This window comes from Sorangium aterium, from assembly GCF_028368935.1.
Taxonomy (GTDB): domain Bacteria; phylum Myxococcota_A; class Polyangia; order Polyangiales; family Polyangiaceae; genus Sorangium; species Sorangium atrum.
In genome coordinates this window covers 2,966,099-2,982,366 of sequence record NZ_JAQNDK010000001.1, presented here as the reverse complement: position 1 = coordinate 2,982,366, position 16,268 = coordinate 2,966,099, and the positions used below count along the sequence as shown (strand labels likewise).

The window sequence follows — 16,268 nt, the reverse complement described above, 5'->3', positions numbered from 1 at the left end:
AAACGATGCGCAAACGACTCGCGCTGAGCCACCTTCCGACACCGATCCAGCGCCCGCAGCGGCTCGCCGAGGCGCTCGGCGTCGACCTCTACGTGAAGCGCGACGACATGACCGCGGGCGCGGAGGCCGGCAACAAGATCCGCAAGCTCGAGTACCTGCTCGCCGCCGCGCGGGAGGAGGGCGCCGACCGCGTCATCACCTGCGGCGGCCTCCAGTCGAACCACGCGCGCGCGACCGCGCTGGTGAGCGCCTCGCTCGGCCTGCGCTCGGTGCTGTTCCTGCGCACGAGCGACCCGTCGGCCCACGCGCCGCTCGAGGGCAACGTGCTGCTCGACCGGCTCGCCGGCGCAGAGATCCGGCTGATCTCGCCCGAGGCGTACAGGGACCGCAGCGCCCTGATGGCCGAGGCGGCCGCCGAGATCCGCGCGGCGGGCGGCCGGCCGTACGTGATCCCCGAGGGCGGCTCGAACGGCCTCGGCGCGCTCGGCTACGTGCGCGCGATGGAGGAGATCCGGAAGCAGCTCGACCTCGGCCTCGCGGGGGGCAAGCCGTTCGACGTCATCGTGCACGCGTGCGGCTCGGGCGGGACGGCGGCGGGCACGGCGCTCGGCGCGGCCCGCTACGAGGTCGCCGGCGAGGTGCGCTCGATGGCGGTCTGCGACGACAGGGCGACGTTCGCGCGGATCGTGGTCGGGATCATGGACGACGCGCGCGCGCTCGAGCCGCGCCTCGGCTCGCCCGCCCACCTCGTCATCGACGACTCGGCGAAGGGCCCTGCCTACGGGGTGTCCACGCCGGAGCAGCGAGCGCGGATCCTCCAGGTGGCGCGGCTGTCGGGCCTCGTCCTCGACCCCGTGTACACGGGCAAGGCGTTCTCCGGGCTCTGGGACCTGGCCGAGCGAGGCGAGCTCTCGGGCAAGCGGGTGCTGTTCCTGCACACCGGCGGCCTCCCCGGCCTCCTCGCCCAGGGCGCGACCTTCGCCGACGCCCTCTAGAACAGGTCAGAACCTCAGGGCGCGCCGCGCCACCACGCGTCGGCCATCGACGCGTCTTCCAGGGTGTCGATCTCCATGTAGCCGCCGTGGGTGTCGAGCTTGCGGAGGTCGGCGCCGGACTCGATCATGTGCTGGAGCAGATCGATGAGGTAGGCCCGCTGGAACGTGCGGCCCTCGCGGAACTCCGGCCGATTCGAGAAGGCGTCGCGCGCGGCGTCGAAGGCGGCCAGGAACTGCCCGGCGCCCCGCGCCGAGAGCTTCATCACCCCGATGAACTCGCCGGTCGCGGACTCCGAAGGGATGCGGCGCGAGATCTGGAGGACGCGATCCCCCTCGGCGCCGCCGGCGCGGAGCTTCTCGGCGTCGGTCTCGGGGTGCTGCGAGCGGCCCACGTAGCGGCGCCGCCAGTCCGTGTCGCAGGCGAGCGCGATGTCGTGCGGAGAGCGGACCAGCCCCGCCACGATCTCGGGCCGGTAGACGATGTCGGCGTACGTCGAGACGAAGCCGCCCTGGAGGTGCTCGCGCGCGCAGAGGAGCGAGAGAAGGATGTTGTTCTGCTCCCAGTCGCGGTTCTCGACGTACGTCAGATCCGGGTAGGCGGCCCGGATGACGTCGGCCTTGTAGCCGCAGACGAACACGATATCCGACCGCCGGAAGCCGCCCGCGGCGAGCGCCTCGAGGATGCCGTCGAGCATCGGGCGGCCAAGGATCGGGACCAGCGTCTTCGGCAGCTCTTCGGTCAGGTGACGCAGCCGGCTGCCCCGGCCCGCACCGATGATCACGGCCTTCACGACACCGCTGTTACCATGAACGGACTCGGTTTATCACGGACAATCACGGGGATTCCCGCGGAATCCCGCGGACATAGAGGTGACCCGAGGCCGCGCGGACCCGGGGCCCGTTACGGAATCGTGACCGTGAGCTGACCCCCTGCCGCGCGTCACCGGGTTAGGACGCGAACATGGAGATCGCGATCGTCCTCATCGCCCACTCTACGCTCTCGGTCTTTTTCCAGACCTTCTTCCTGCACCGGTACGCCTCGCATCGGATGTTCACGATGTCGAAGCCATGGGAGCGGATTTTCCACTTCCTCACGTACCTCACGCAGGGCTCGTCGTACCTCGTGCCCTGGGTTTACGCGATCTTGCATCGCATGCACCACGCGTACAGCGACACGCCGAAGGATCCGCACTCGCCGCGGTACTACTCGAATGTCGTCCGGATGATGCTGGACACCGCGCACCGCTACGACGCGATCTACGACCGCACAGCCGACGTGGAGCCGCGCTTCCTCGGCGGCTACCCCGAGTGGCCCACGCTCGACCGCATCGGCAACGCGTGGATCGGCCGGCTCGCGTGGGGCACCGGCTACGTGCTCTTCTACGTGGCCTTCGCCTCGCACTGGTGGCAGTTCCTTTTCCTCCCGCTCCACTGGACCATGGGCCCGCTGCACGGAGCGATCGTGAACTGGTGCGGCCACCGCTACGGCTACCGCAACTTCAACAGCGACGACGACTCCCGCAACACGCTGGTCCTCGATTTCGTGACGCTCGGCGAGCTCTTCCAGAACAACCACCACAAGTACTCGATGAGCCCGAACTTCGCGGTGCGGTGGTTCGAGATCGACCCGGCGTATCAGGTCATCCGCGTGCTTGCCTGGGTGGGGATCATCCGCCTGTCCGACAAATGCCAGGTCGCCCGGCTCGAGCCCGAGGTCGCGCAGGCCGGAGGCTGAAGGGTAGAGCGGGGTACCGGCCGCGCGAGCAGCGCGGCCGGCCGTGAAGCGCTGCGCGCGGAGCCGAGGCCCCGCGCGCAAGGGCTCACCCGAACAGCTGCCGGAACGCGCCGGGGACGTCCTTCGGACCGATCTGCTCCTTGCGCTTGTTGAACTCCGGCAGACACGCCTGGTAGGCCGCGTCCACCCGCAGATCGCTCCCATCCCAGCTCGGGCGCCAGATCTCCATCGTCTCGCGCGCGAGATCGATGACGTCCTTGAACTGCCCGCGCTCCTTCAAGATCTGCGTGCTGAGCCCGTACATCAGCAGCCCGCCGGGGATCGCCCCGAGCGCCGTCGTGGCCAGGGCCGGATAGCAGATGCGCGCCGTCTTCGCCCCGAACCGCTCCTGGATCTCCGCCATCGTCTTGCGCTGCAGGATCTTCGCGCCGGCGAGCGGGCCCATCGCGTAGACCGGATCGTCGCTCGGGTAGTCGTAGTCGCAGAAGGACACGACGCTCTCGCCCTTCGCGATGAGCCCCGCCGCGGCGAGCGGCTCGGCCCACAAGAGCGACGACGTGCCCATGAACTTGTTGGTCCGCTCGATGTCCGCCTCGTTCGCGACGTCCACCTCGACGAGCCCGAGCTTGCGGATGTTCTCCGCGCGCGAGAAATCAGGGACCTGGAGCACCGGATCGAACGCGACGTCGAGGTCCTTCACCTTGGTCGGCCCGTGCTCCGCGTACCGCTTCATCGCGCCCGCCGCGATGCCGTTCACGAGGTGCACCGCCCGATACCGCTCCTTCAGCGCGGCGACGACCTCGTCGATCACCTGCGGCCTCGTGGCGTCGTTGTTCCAGAAGCGCGCGGTGAGCCCCTCGGCCTCCGCCGCGTCCGAGATCGCCTTCACGTGGTGCGGGCCGATCTGCATCTTCTCGCTGTCGAAGTGCACGGCGAAGACCGCGGCCCGCTCCCCGAAGAGCAGCTGCAGGGCGAGCGCCCGGGTCATGCCGTTCGAGCCGCCCAGGATCAGCACCGCTGTGTCCGGGGCGATGCGCGCGCCCGCCGGGCTGATACGGGCGCGGTGCGCCGCGAGCTGCTCGGTCGCCACGCGCGCGCCGTGCTCGGCCAGCGAGCCCACGAGCGAGCGGCGATCGAGGCCGCCGAGAGGAAGCTTCTTGAAGGTCTCTAGGTCATCCATCACGTCCGGCGTCTTACCGTCTCCAGCGCTCGGCGTCACGACTGGACAGCTGCCGGCCGTCCGAGCGCGCCCAGGATGGCGCTCGACAGGGAAGCCCCGCCTCCGTCCGAGCCGTGATAGATAGATCGCGTGAAGACGGTTCTTGTCACTGGCGGCAGCGGGTTTATCGGGCGCGGTCTCGTGAAGGATCTGCTTGCGCGGGGTGATCGGGTGACGGTGCTGACGCGCGACGTGGGGCGGACGCAGGCGGCGCTGCCCGGGGCGCGCGTCGTGTCGTGGAGCTCGGACGCCCCGGGGGCGTGGTTCGAGGAGGTCGACGGCGTGGACGCGGTCGTCCACCTCGCGGGCGAGACCATCGTCAAGCGGTGGACCGAGGAGGCGCGGCGCGAGATCGTGAGGAGCCGCATCGACACGACCCGCCTCATGGGCGAGGCGATCGGCAAGGCCAAGCGCAAGCCCAGCACGTTCCTCTGCGCGTCCGCCGTGGGCTACTACGGCCCGCAGCCGGGCGAGAAGGTGCTCGACGAGGACGCGGCGCCCGGCGAGGGCTTCCTCGCCGACGTCGTCGTCCGCTGGGAAGAGGCGGCCCGCGCCGTCGAGGAGCAGCACGGCGTCCGCTCGGTGCAGCTGCGCATCGGCGTCGTGATCGGCGAGGGCGGCGGCGCGCTCGACAAGATGATCGCCCCCTTCCGGTTCTTCCTGGGCGGGCCCGTCGGCGACGGCAAGCAGGTCATCTCGTGGATCCACCGCGACGACGTCGTGGGGATGACCCTGCTCGCCCTGGACAACGAGGCGGTGCGCGGCCCCTTCAACATGACCGCGCCGTACGCGCAGACCGGCGACGAGGTCGCGCAGGCGATCGGCGCGGTGCTCCACCGGCCGTCGTGGCTCCGCGTGCCCGAGGCCGTGGTGAAGCTGGGGATGGGCGACGCGGCGGAGATCATCACCACCGGGCAGCGCGTCTATCCCAGGCGGGCGGAAGAGCTCGGATACAAGTTCCGCTACGCCCGCATCGTGCCCGCGCTCGAGTCGATCCTCCGCAGCTGAGCGCCCGGGCGCGGGTCGAGCTCCGGCCGCCCTGCGCGGCCGCCCTGCGCCAGGGCGCGGCCAAGCTCCGGCCGCCGTTGGATCGGCATCGGCGCGCGCTGGCGGCGGGCAGCTGGGCGCCGCGGTACGGCGCCCAGCTGCTGCCCACACGAGACAAGAGCCGCCGGTGGCGCGCTGAGAAGTCGACCTGTGTCGAGCAGCGCACCATCGGGAGCCCGGACGGCGGTTTCCCAGCGCTCCCCCAAGCGCTCCGTCCGCTTCCATGCTTACGCCATCGCGCTCCGAGACGCTCTCGGGATGAGTTGGATTGGCGCGTGCAGGGTATCCCGACTGGATGTCGACGTGCACCCTCCAGAAGCGCTGCGAGAACCAAACTCGTTAGGGGAATCCCCTTGCCGCAGCGCACAATCGCGGGGTTGCTCGTCTGACTCGCCTGAGGCTCGTCCGAGGCGCGGTCTCCGGTGCGTGAGAGAGGGGAGGAGCCAGGCGCAGTCTGCGCTCGCTGCCCGGACAGCGGATCACCCCCGCGCGGCTCCGTCGTGGTTCGTTGTGGAGCCCCGGCGCGGCCGGCGGGCGCGCGGTCGTGCTGGCGCGTGGTCGTGCAGGCGCGCTCAGGGGCTGAGGCCACGACTCTGGAGGATCTCTCGCACCACCGCCTGCGCGGAGCCTGTCAGCTCGGCGAGCGAGCCGCGGGCGAGCTCCACGAACTTCATGCCGCGCACGCGCTTGAGCGCCTCGACGGCCACGGCGCGCTCCTCGGCGCCCTCGTGCTGGAGGATGCCGAGGAGCATCTCGCCGGCCTCGAGGGTGTCGATCTTCGCGATCGCCCGCACGGCGCTGGCGCGCACGGCGGCGGCCTGCGACTCGCGGTAGATGCGGGCGAGCGGATCGAAGGCGTGGGCGAAGCGCAGCTCTTCCAGCGCGCGGGCGGCCTCGTGGACCACGGTGGGATCGGGATCCACGAGCGCGTCGCGGATCGTGATGAACGTGCGCTTGTAGAGGAAGTGGGAGAGCGCGCGGACGACGGCCACCCGGATCTTCGGCTCGGCGCGGCGGAACAGGCGCTCGAGCGGCGAGAGGATCGTGTAGAGCTCGACCGTCGCGAGCTGCTCCGCGAGGCTGATGAGCTGCTGCGCGGGGGCGGCCTCGGGCGTCGCGCCCTCGACGGCGAGCGCGGTCAGCCGGGCGAGCATGGCGCGGCGGCGGGTGACCTCGGACCACTGCGCCGGGTCGAGCACGATGTCGCCGCACGCCTGGGCGGCGCTGCCGGCCTGCTCCCACTCGACGAGGTCGATGTGCCAGACGTCCGGGAAGCCGAGCTCGTGGCGGAGGTGCGCGGGCAGCGGCGAGGCGTCGATCGGCAGGTCCTGCGCGTTCACGTAGCGGCGGCCGGCGCGGGCATAGTGCTTCTTCCGGGTCTCCTCGAGCGGCAGCTGCGTGAGGGCGCGGTAGACGCCGCCCACCTTGCTGTACTGCCCCGCCTCGCCGAGCGCGATCACGGCGGCGAGCAGCGCGTTCTCGGCGATCTCGGGGGGGGCGGCGCGCTTCTGCGAGACGGCGGACACCTCTTGCCAGAGGCGGGCCTGCGCGAGCACGGCGAAGTTGGCGACGGCGGTGAGCCCCTCTTTCCGGGCGTACGCGGCCATCTCGCGGGCGAGCGTCGCGGCGGCGGAGATCTCGCCCTGCTTCTCGGCCGCGGCGACGGCCTCCTCGTAGGACTGGAGCGCGTAGTAGCGCAGGTGGTCCTCGCGCAGGATGCGGATGACGTTCACGTAGCCCTCGAGCACGTGCTCGAAGGCGCGGCTCTCGCGCCCGACGGCGATGAGGACCTGGTAGCAGTCGAAGGCGCGCTCGCGCTGGCCGATGGTCTCGTACCTGTCGGCGGCCTCCTCGAGCAGGTGGACGGAGGCGAAGACGGCCTCGCGCGCCGCCGCGGCGTCGCCCGTGCGGAGCGAGGTGCGGGCGAGGTTGAAGCGGGCGAGGCCGGCGGCGTAGAGGTCGCTGCCCGACGAGGAGAGCAGCTGGGCGAGGCGCGACCAGAGGGCGCGGGCGCGGGCGAAGTCCTGGCCGCGCTCGCGGGCGATGGCGGCCTGCGCGACGAGGCCGGCGGCCTCGTACTCGTCGGCGGCGCGGCCGTAGAGCCGCTTCTGCCGCTCCGGGTCCTGCTCGCGCTCGGCCCAGGCGAGCACGGTGCGCGCGCGGTCGATGGGCGGGACCTTGGCGATGAGCGGGCGCTGGCTCTGCTCGTTGCCGCCGTACCAGGAGACGGTGAGCGCGCTCCGCGCGTCGCCCAGCCGGACCAGCACGTCGCGGAGCTCGTCCGTCATGGCGACGTACTCCTCCTCGCGGGCGATGGTGTGCTGGAGGGCGCTGAAGAGCGCGTCGCGCGCGCGCGTGAGATCGCTCCTGGCCAGCGCGGAGCGGGCCTCGTCGCGGAGCTCGTGCAGGGGGCGGACGCCTTGGGTCATGCCGGGAGCGAGCGTAGTACACCGGCCCTGGCCGAGGGAGCGGCGGGCGCGTGCGTGAGCGTCGCCGGCCCTGCCGCCGGCGGAGGGAGGCGCGAGGGCGGGTGGGGGAATTCCCCCATCCTTCCGGAAGGATGGAACCGCCAAGACGCCAAGAACGCCAAGAACGCCAAGAAAAACACAAAAATCTTGGCGTCTTCTGGCGTCTTGGCAGTTCAAAAGACCCCGCCTTCGGCCGGAATACCCCACCACCCGAAGGGTGAGGGGCAGGGATGGAGTAGGCGTCAAACGGCGCATCGCGGGCTCGGCGTGAGGCGGCCCGCGGAAGCGTGAGAACCGGGCTGTCGATGCGGCGGCGGGCTGCTAGAGCGCGGCCGATATGAAGCTGTTTCACCAGACTCTGATGCTCGCCTGCTCCGCCGCGTTCTCCGTCTCTTGCGGTGGCGCGGCCGAGCGCGCGCCGTCGCTCGACGAGGTGGGGAGCGCCGAGCTCTCGGCGTCGGCCGCGCCCCGCGCGCAGCGCGCGGGCCAGGCGGCGCGCGCGCCGGGCGATCACCGCTTCTGCGGGTGGCTGCACGAGTTCCTCGGAGATCCCGAGTCGACCGAGCTCGGATACGACACCTTCGCGGCCCACGCCGGGGCGTTCGACGCCGTGCACCCGAAGTGGTGGCGCGTCGCCTCGCCGACCAGCTTCGAGAACCACCCGCGCGGCCGGGAGGCGCCGTTCGCCGGCTTCCACGACCGGCGCGTCCTCGACGGCACGACGGCCGGCGGCGCGCAAACCCGGCTCATCCCCCTCATCGCCGCCATCGACCGGCCCGATGTCGCCGCCGTGCACGCCATGCTCCACGATCCCGCGCTCCGGGCGCGGCACGTGGCGGGCGTCGTCGCGCTCGTGATGGAGAACGGCTACGACGGGATCGACATCGATTACGAGCACCTCTCGTCCGTCCTCGGGCCGGGCGAGACCGTCCGGGCCGAGCGGGCCGCGTTCTCGGCGTTCATCGACGAGCTCGCGCGCGCCCTCCACGCGCAAGGAAAGGAGCTCTCGCTCGCGGTGCCGGCGGTCGGGTCCGCGAAGGGCGTATTCGATTACGAGGCGCTGAGCGCCTCGGCGGATCACGTGCACGTGATGAGCTACGACTACCACTGGCACGGCGGACCGCACGTGGGCCCGGTCGCGCCGCTCGGGTGGCTCGAGGAGACCGTCTCGTACATCGGGTCGCTCGACGGCGGCGCGCGCCGCGAGAAGTTCATCTTCGGGCTGCCGAACTACGGTCTCCTCGGGCCGGAGGCGCCGGGGAGCGGGGGCGCCGTGGTGGGGTGCGAGCCGCTCAGCAAGTGCCTGGAGCTCGCGGGCGACGGTTACGAGACGAGCACCGACCACATGAGCCGGTGCCCGGACGACGAGGGCGGACGGCTCGCAGCGGGGAGGGCCCCGAACCGGCTCCTCGCGAGCGGCGAGCGCCTCTTCTTCGAGGATCTCGCGTCGCTCGAGGAGAAGGTCGTCGTCGCCGAGCAGGGTGGGCTCGGCGGGGTGACGTACTGGAGCATCGGCGGCGAGCCGGGCGGGGCGGCGTTCTTCTCGATGATCGAGCGCCACTTCCCGAGGTGACCGCCGCGCCCCGCGGGCGCCCCATGGCCCTGTCCGGACAGGCGCTCAGACCTCGAGCGCGCCCCGGCGGTGGAGAGGGCAGGGGAGCGCGAGCCGCGCGAGCCAGAGGACGGCCGCCGCGGGGGCGGGGGAGGTGTTCAGCGGCGAGGGCCGCGGCGTGGTAGGGTGCGCGCCGTCACAGCGAGAGGAGAATCCTGTCATGGCACGCACCCCGTCCACGATGCTTGAGCTGGGCACCCCGGCGCCCGACTTCAGGCTGCCCGACTTCACCGGAAAGCAGGTCGCGCTGTCGGATTTCACCCGGCAGCGGGCGCTCCTCGTGATGTTCATCTGCAATCATTGTCCGTTCGTCAAACACATCCGCCACGAGCTCGCCCGGCTGAGGCGCGATTATGGTGCTGACGACGTGGCCATCGTGGCGATCAACTCGAACGATATCGTCGCGTATCCAGCCGACAACGCCGAGGCGATGGCCAGAGAGGCGCGCGAGGTCGGCTACACGTTCCCTTACCTCCTCGACGAGGCCCAGCAGGTCGCCAGGGCGTACCGCGCCGCCTGCACGCCGGATTTCTACCTCTTCGGCCCGGATCGCCGGCTGGTCTACCGCGGTCAGCTCGACGACAGCCGCCCTGGCAACGAGGTCCCCGTGACCGGCCGCGATCTCCGCGCCGCCATCGATGCGGTGCTCTCCTCGGCGCCTGTCCCCTCGGAGCAGCGCCCGAGCATCGGCTGCAACATCAAGTGGAAGCCCGGCAACGAGCCGGCGTATTACGGCTGAACGCCGTAACGATCCCGAGGCGTACGAGGCGCGGTCGCGCTCCCGTCGGGCGCCGCTCTGGGCAGAACTGGCTCTGAAGGGGCGCGGGCCACACCTTGTGCGGTGGTCTCGCCGCTGCAGGCCGCTTTTGTCATGGAACATAGACAGTCAGGACATTAATACGATAGATACACAGCATGGGGGGAGTGAGACCGCATCTCGGGGGCGCGTTCCTCGCGAAGCCATACATTCGCCTTCATGGTGAGTGGATTGCGGCATGGGGCCGAGGTCCACTCCAGTCTGGCTCTCCGAACAACAAACCCGATCCGAAGGCGGTCGACTCTCCTACTTCGTGAGCACCCATACGACATAACACGGCCAAGACCGAGGAAGCGGACCCTCCTATGCAGAGCTGGATCGGCCCGGAGCGCCAGGCGCTGGCGAAGAGCGCGGCGAAGGTGCTCAAGGACAACGCCCTACACAACCGCAGCGGTCTCCCACCATTTCGATTGCCGCAGGTCGCGCAGCAGATCCTCGACGAGCTGTTCCATTTCTCCTCTGCCGGCGACACGGCGCCCGTCGTGTCGCTCGGGCAGAAGCTCGGGCAGCAGGGGCTCGGGCTGCGGGCTCTCCTCGGGCTGAGCCGTGTCCTCTTGCGCGAGGTGCTGGCGCGTCTGCCTGGAAGCACGCCCGGAGCGCTGGAGGCGGTGGCGCACGTGAACGATTACCTGACGCTGCTCGTGGACGCGGTGGCGGAGCAGGAGAAGCGCGAGGTCGGCGTCCAGCGCGACGAGATGCAGCTCGCGCTCGAGCGCGCCATCCATAACCGCGAGCGCGAGCTGCGCCGTGTGATCATCGAGCTCTCGACGCCGATCATGCCCGTGTATGATCATATCTTGGTGCTGCCGCTCATTGGAAAGCTCGATACCGAGCGAGCGGGGAGGATCACCGAGTGCCTCTTGCGAGAGGTGGTGGACCGGCAAGCGCGCACCGCGATCATCGACGTGACCGGCGTGCCGGCGATGGACGCGGAGGCCGTCGACGCGCTCGTGCGCACCGCGCGCGCGCTCGACCTCCTCGGCACCCACCCGGTGCTGGTCGGCATCCGCCCCGAGGCAGCCCGCGCGCTGAGCGATCAGGACGCCCACCTCGCGGGCATCGTGGTCCTGGCCAACCTTCAAAGCGGCATCCTCCATGCGCTGCGGCGGGAGGGGCTCGAGGTCTGTGGCAGTCCGCCCCCGCAGCGAGGGGCTGCTCGCTCGTATCGCGGCCGTTGACGAGCGCGCCGTGAGCTCACTCTAGGGAGGAAACCATGGAGATTGACACGACCAAGCCGCACGTCGGTCGGGTTTACGACTACGTTCTCGGAGGACACCACAACTACGAGGTGGATCGCGTCGCTGCCACGGCGATCATGAAGCTCGTACCCACCTATCCGAAGTATGCGAAGCTCAACCGCTGGTTCATCCAGCTCGTGGGGCAGCAATGGTCCGAGGCGGGTATCACGAGCGTGCTCGATCTCGCCTCGGGGTTACCGACGCAGGGCCATCTCAACGACTACCTGCCTGATGCGCGCATCCTGTTTTCGGACGTCGACCCGGTGAGCGTGATCTACGGCGAGCAGATCCTGGCTGACAAGCCGAACATGCGCTACATCCAGGCCGATCTGCGAGATCCGTCGCCGTTGCTCGCGGCGGCGGCGCGGTTCTTCAGCGCAGAGCGCCGCATCGCGGTCGGATGCATCGGCATCCTCTACATGATGGACGATGAGAGCTCGCGCGACCTCCTGCGCAAGCTGCACGCGTTCTGCGCCCCTGGCAGCGTGCTGGCGCTCAGCTTCATCATGTCGCGCGGCGCCGCGGCGGCGGGTCAGCTGAGCAGCGCCGGATCCCTCGCCGGGGTCAAGGTCTACCCGCGCACGCCCGAGGAGATCGCGGCGCTCATGGCCCCATGGAAGGTGGATGAATGCCGGCCTCTGGCGGAGTGGCTCGGCGTCGACGACTTCATTACCGAGGAGGAGTACGAGGTGAACCCGTTCGAGATGCGTGGCTTGATCGCGCATCACTGAAGGAAAGTCCGCTCCCCATCTGCCCATCTCCCCATCAATTTCGGTAGGCCCGAGGAGGGAGGTGGTGCCGCACGGCGCCTGGGGGATGGGCCGCTCCCCATCTCCCCATCTGCCCATCTCCCCATCAATTTCGGTAGGCCCGAGGAGGGAGGTGGTGCCGCACGGCGCCTGGGGGATGGGCCGATGTCTGAGCACGTGGCCTGAGCCTTGCCCAGCGGGCAAGGCTCAGGCCACGTGCGAGTTCGGCGGGGCCCCCAGGCGCCGTGCGGCACCACCTCCCTCCTCGGGCCGGTCCTGCCGGTCCTGCCGGTCTTTCTCCCCAAGGATCGCCTTAGCCGCGCTAGCCCGAGCCGCCCCGCTCGCCACCGTCGCGTGGTCCACCACCCAGTGCGCATCCAGCAGATCCAGGTAGTCGAGGTCCAGCTGCCCCCCCGACGGCAGCATGAACACCGCCGAGATGTGCGCGTGGCTCTGCACCGCCTGCACCATCTCCCGCGGGATGTAGAGCGCCGCGTGCGTGAAGAGGTGCACCACCGGCGTGCGCGGATCGTGGTGCCGCGTCAGATCGAGGTCCGTCGCGAGCTCCGCGAACACGCGCGCCGGGTTCCTGCCGCGCTCCCCCTTGAACGACAGCAGGTGCGCCGTCGGCAGCTGCCCGTTCTTCGCCCGGTAGAGCTCGTAGAGCCGCGCGTCGAAGAAGCGGAACGCCACGTCCTCGCCCTCCAGCAACAGCCGCTTGCCCGTCGCGATCGCCATCCCCCGGGCGAACGTCTGGCGATCGCCGCGCATCGACGCCGACGCGTCGATGAGCAGGTAGTGGATGCGCCGCTGCTCGTCCCGGCTCTGCTCGCGCGCGAAATACAGCACCTCGTTGTCCGCGATGCGGCGCGCAAGCTCCATGTCGTCCCACGCGAGCTCCGTCAGCACCATGCTGTCGATCGAGCCGCGCGTGCCCAGCCCCGAGTAGCCGTGCGCCGCCGTCGTGCCCGCGGCCGGCCGCGTCTTCGTCTCGAGCACGCTCGGCAGGATCTCCAGCGAGAAATTCACGATGTCGTTCGCCTCGGGCGACGAGAGCGCCGCGAGCAGGTCGACCTGGGCGAGCGCCCCCGCCGACGCCTCCGAGCCCAGCATGCCGAACAGGCGCAGCGTCTCGATGTCGAGCGCGTCCGACATCGTGAGCACGTACAGCCGCGAGACGTCGAGCGCCTCCAGCGCCCGCTGCTCGAACTCGCGCCGCGCCGACAGGAACAGCCCGCGGAGCTGCGGCTCGATCCCCTCGAAGAGCGCCGCGTCCGCGGGGAGCATCGCGCGGTAGGCCGGCGGCGCGTGGGTCCGCGCCGCGACCGCGCCGAAGAGGCGCGACAGCACGACCGTCACCAGATCGTCGCTCATCCGGAGCTGCGCCGCGCATCGCGCCGCCTCGCTCTCGGCGAGCTCCCGGAGCACCGCCCGGTACCCCTCCACGATGCGCTCCGCGTCCCGGAGCCGGCCCGCGAGCTCCTTCGGGTCGCAGCGCGGGCCGAGCTCCAGATGCTCGCGCGGCGTCGAGAAGAGCAGGCCCGCGTCGTGCACCAGCGCGAACGGCAGGACCACCCCGAGCCGCTCCAGGCTCTGGTGCCACCGGATCGCGCGCAGCGCGAGCGACGAGCTCAGCGGGCGCACCTGCGAGAACGCCAGCGTGCCGAGCGGGCCGGCGATGGAGGGGTTCGCGAGCTGCGACGTCGGGACCGGCACGGCTACAGGCGCGCGGCGCAGCGGAAGCCGATGCCCGGCGCGCTCGCCGTCGCGAGCTGGTGGTAGCGGAACGCCGGGTTGAGCCAGAGCGCGAAGCCGCCGTTGTAAGCGCCGCCCCGGATCGCCTTGCGATCGCCGGCCGGCGCCCCCTTCGGGTTCACCTGCTCCTCGTCCTTGTAGGTCTCGAACCAGTCCGCGGTCCACTCCCACACGTTGCCGACAACGTCGTCGGCCCCGAACCTCGTCCTGCCGTTCGGGAACGAGCCGACCGGCGCCGTGCCGGCGAAGCCGTCGTCGGCCTCGTACATGCGCTCGCTCGGCTTGAGCCCGTGCGCCTTCTCCCACGCCGTGCACTCGGTGCCGCACGCGTTCATGAAGGTTTGATCGCCCGGCTTGTCACCCCAGGGGAATTTGCGCCCGTCGGAGCCGCGCGCCGCGTACTCCCACTCCGCCTCGGTCGGCAGGCGCTTGCCGTGGACCTGGCAGTAGGCGTTCGCGAGGCTCCACGGCAAGCAGTTGATCGGGTGCTTCGCGAGCTCGGGCTTGCCGAAGGTGCACTGCTCGGCGAGGACCGTCAGCGTCTTCTGGTGCGCCGCGGCGGGCGAACCGTCCGTGTTCGGGAAGTCGGGCGCGGCCGGGGGCCGCTTGCACTCTCCCTTGTCCGAGCACGCCATGTAGTCGCCCGCGGTCACCTCGTGGACGTCGATGCAGAACGTGTCGATCGTCACCTTGTGCGCGGGCTGCCACAGCTTGAACTCCGGCTCGTCGGAGCCCATGAAGAACTTGCCGCCCGGGACGAGCACCATGCCTGCAGGGCACTCGGTCGGCCGCTCGGAGAGCGCTGCCGCCGCGGTCGCGGCGCTCGCCGTAGGCGTCGCCGCGGTGGCGGACGCGGTCGCGACCGGCGCGCTCCGTGACGCTTCCCCCGCAGGGAGCGTGCCGCGCAGCAGGTTCCAGGTGATCGCGCCGCCGGCCGCGAGCGCGAGCGCGACGCCGCCGAGCAGCAGCGGGCCCTTCGACCTCGGCGCCGCGTCGCTCGCGGCGCCCCCCGCGGTGCTCGACCCGGCCACGGAGACCGGCTGCGACGTCGGCGTGGGCAGCGGCCCCGGGGCCGTGGAGGGCGCCGCCATCGTCGGCGCGGTCTGCGCCTGCAGTGAGATCCGCGGCGAGGACGGGAGCCGCGGCGCGGAAGCGCGGGGCGACGGCGCGCCGGACGGGGGCGCGAGCGAGCTGCCGCCCGTGGCGAGCGCCCAGGCCGGGTCCTCGGGGAAGACCGCCCGGTGCAGCGCCGACCAGAAGCGGCCCATGGTGGGGAAGCGGTCCGCCGGCGCGACGGCGAGCGCCTTCGCGAAGACCGCCTCGACCTCGTCGCTGACCGCGAGGCCGAGCGTCCGCGGGGTCGGCCGGCGCGACGGATCGCGGCTCGCGACCGCGAGCTGGAGGTAGTCGTCGCCTTGCAGCGCCGGCGCTCCGCCGAGCATCACCTCGATCATGATGAGCGCCATCGCGAAGACGTCGGTCCAGGGCCCTGTCGCGCCGTGGGTGCGGCTGAACTGCTCGGGCGCGCCGTAGCTCGGCGTGAACGCGGTGATGTCCTTGCCCGTGTGCGCGAGCGCCGTCGCCGCCGCCGCGTGGTCGGCCATCACCTTGGCGATGCCGAAATCGAGCACCTTCACGAACGTGGAGGCGTCGCGCGGCTGGCCGACGACGAACAGGTTCGCCGGCTTGATGTCGCGGTGCGCGATGCTCCGCGAGTGCACGAGATCGAGCGCGATCGCGGCCGACTCGAGCAGCGCGATCGTCGCGCGCAGGTCGCGCGGCGGCGCGCCGTCGCTCGTCTCGTCGAAGAGGACCTGATCGAGCGGCCTGCCGTCGAGCCACTCGAGGACCATGTAGGGCAGCCACTGCCCGTCCGGCGCGTTGAACGTGCCGATGTCGCGGGCCTGGACGATCGCGGCCGAGCGGCTGGAGAGCTCGGTCATGAGCTTGCCCTCCTGGATGAACGCCTGGAGCAGCTGCTCTCGCTGCTCGGTCGGCGCGCCCGCGAGGAGGGTGAAGCACTTGAGGGCGACGGGCTGCTTCCAGATGACGTGCTCGGCCCTGTAGACGACGCTGAAGCCGCCTTCGCCCACGGCGTGATCGATCCTGTACTTGTCGGCGATCAGGCTGCCGGCGATGTTGAGCGGATCGCTGCGGTCCGGGTTCTGGCTCATGAGATCCCTACGCACCGCGGCGGGGCGCCGATCGGAGCGCCTCGTGCGTGCGTCGGGGCCATCTTAGTTGCCTCGCGGTCGGTTGAAACCCTTTCGCGCGATCCCGGGCCCTCGCCGGCCGAAGGCGCCGCCCGCTCCGGGTGTCCGGTATGATGGATGTTCCAAGGCCCGTTGGATGGTGAGGGAGCCCGCATTTGCGGATTTTTGTGATCGCGATCCATGCCTTGACATGGATTTTCGTCCGTTATATTGGATGACGACCTCGGTGGTTCCCTGCTGGCGTCGCTGCTGCCCAGCCGGGTGCTCCTGATCGCGGCCTCTCGTCTGCGCGTCGTCCGTGGGACGCCGAGCGCAGGCCGGGGAGCGATGGTCCGCCGCCTGCGAGGGCGTGGTGTGCCTTCGCGCCGGCGGCCGGTGCCGGCCGTGCGCGCCGCGCGTAGAGCGCCGTGCGCCGTCAGC

The 16,268-nt window shown here is 70.8% G+C and carries 12 protein-coding genes; 7 read left to right on the top strand and 5 right to left on the bottom strand.

The features are described from left to right. The first annotated feature begins 5 nt into the window (after positions 1 to 5). A complete protein-coding gene (locus tag POL72_RS10910) occupies positions 6 to 995 on the top strand; it encodes a D-cysteine desulfhydrase family protein (RefSeq protein ID WP_272095034.1) in 990 nt (329 codons plus the stop codon). Between the two features lie 14 nt (positions 996 to 1,009). On the opposite strand, the gene POL72_RS10905 is transcribed toward POL72_RS10910, so the two are convergent. Further along, complete coding sequence (locus POL72_RS10905; protein ID WP_272095033.1) at positions 1,010 to 1,786, bottom strand: phosphocholine cytidylyltransferase family protein; 777 nt, start codon at positions 1,784 to 1,786, stop codon at positions 1,010 to 1,012. Between the two features lie 170 nt (positions 1,787 to 1,956). On the opposite strand from POL72_RS10905, the gene POL72_RS10900 reads away from it, so the two are divergent. Then, complete coding sequence (locus POL72_RS10900) at positions 1,957 to 2,730, top strand: acyl-CoA desaturase (RefSeq protein ID WP_272095032.1); 774 nt, start codon at positions 1,957 to 1,959, stop codon at positions 2,728 to 2,730. Positions 2,731 to 2,815: 85 nt separating this feature from the next. On the opposite strand, the gene POL72_RS10895 is transcribed toward POL72_RS10900, so the two are convergent. Continuing rightward, positions 2,816 to 3,910: a hypothetical protein gene (locus POL72_RS10895; protein ID WP_272095031.1), complete on the bottom strand. Its 1,095-nt coding sequence runs from the start codon at positions 3,908 to 3,910 to the stop codon at positions 2,816 to 2,818. A gap of 129 nt (positions 3,911 to 4,039) precedes the next feature. Between POL72_RS10895 and POL72_RS10890 the strand changes: the two genes are divergently transcribed. After that, a complete protein-coding gene (locus POL72_RS10890; RefSeq protein WP_272095030.1) occupies positions 4,040 to 4,957 on the top strand; it encodes a TIGR01777 family oxidoreductase in 918 nt (305 codons plus the stop codon). Between the two features lie 611 nt (positions 4,958 to 5,568). Here the strand turns inward: POL72_RS10890 and POL72_RS10885 are convergent. Continuing rightward, complete coding sequence (locus POL72_RS10885; protein ID WP_272095029.1) at positions 5,569 to 7,425, bottom strand: HEAT repeat domain-containing protein; 1,857 nt, start codon at positions 7,423 to 7,425, stop codon at positions 5,569 to 5,571. 376 nt (positions 7,426 to 7,801) lie between these two features. Between POL72_RS10885 and POL72_RS10880 the strand changes: the two genes are divergently transcribed. The 4 genes from POL72_RS10880 (at position 7,802) to POL72_RS10865 (ending at position 11,862) form a co-directional block, all read left to right on the top strand. Next, a complete protein-coding gene (locus tag POL72_RS10880; RefSeq protein ID WP_272095028.1) occupies positions 7,802 to 9,037 on the top strand; it encodes a glycosyl hydrolase family 18 protein in 1,236 nt (411 codons plus the stop codon). Positions 9,038 to 9,236: 199 nt separating this feature from the next. Then, positions 9,237 to 9,815, top strand: a complete 579-nt coding sequence (locus tag POL72_RS10875) for a thioredoxin family protein (protein ID WP_272095027.1) — start codon at positions 9,237 to 9,239, stop codon at positions 9,813 to 9,815. A 383-nt stretch (positions 9,816 to 10,198) separates the two neighbouring features. Next, a complete protein-coding gene (locus POL72_RS10870; protein ID WP_272095026.1) occupies positions 10,199 to 11,071 on the top strand; it encodes an STAS domain-containing protein in 873 nt (290 codons plus the stop codon). A 35-nt stretch (positions 11,072 to 11,106) separates the two neighbouring features. Then, entirely contained in the window at positions 11,107 to 11,862 is a 756-nt protein-coding gene (locus POL72_RS10865) for an SAM-dependent methyltransferase (protein ID WP_272095025.1), read from the top strand. Between the two features lie 225 nt (positions 11,863 to 12,087). Here the strand turns inward: POL72_RS10865 and POL72_RS10860 are convergent, their stop codons facing one another. Together POL72_RS10860 and POL72_RS10855 are read right to left on the bottom strand one after the other, a co-directional pair. Beyond that, entirely contained in the window at positions 12,088 to 13,596 is a 1,509-nt protein-coding gene (locus tag POL72_RS10860) for a hypothetical protein (RefSeq protein ID WP_272095024.1), read from the bottom strand. A gap of 2 nt (positions 13,597 to 13,598) precedes the next feature. Next, the gene (locus POL72_RS10855; protein WP_272095023.1) at positions 13,599 to 15,809 is read right to left on the bottom strand and encodes an SUMF1/EgtB/PvdO family nonheme iron enzyme; all 2,211 of its coding nucleotides are present in this window, start codon (positions 15,807 to 15,809) and stop codon (positions 13,599 to 13,601) included. Positions 15,810 to 16,268 lie beyond the last annotated feature (459 nt).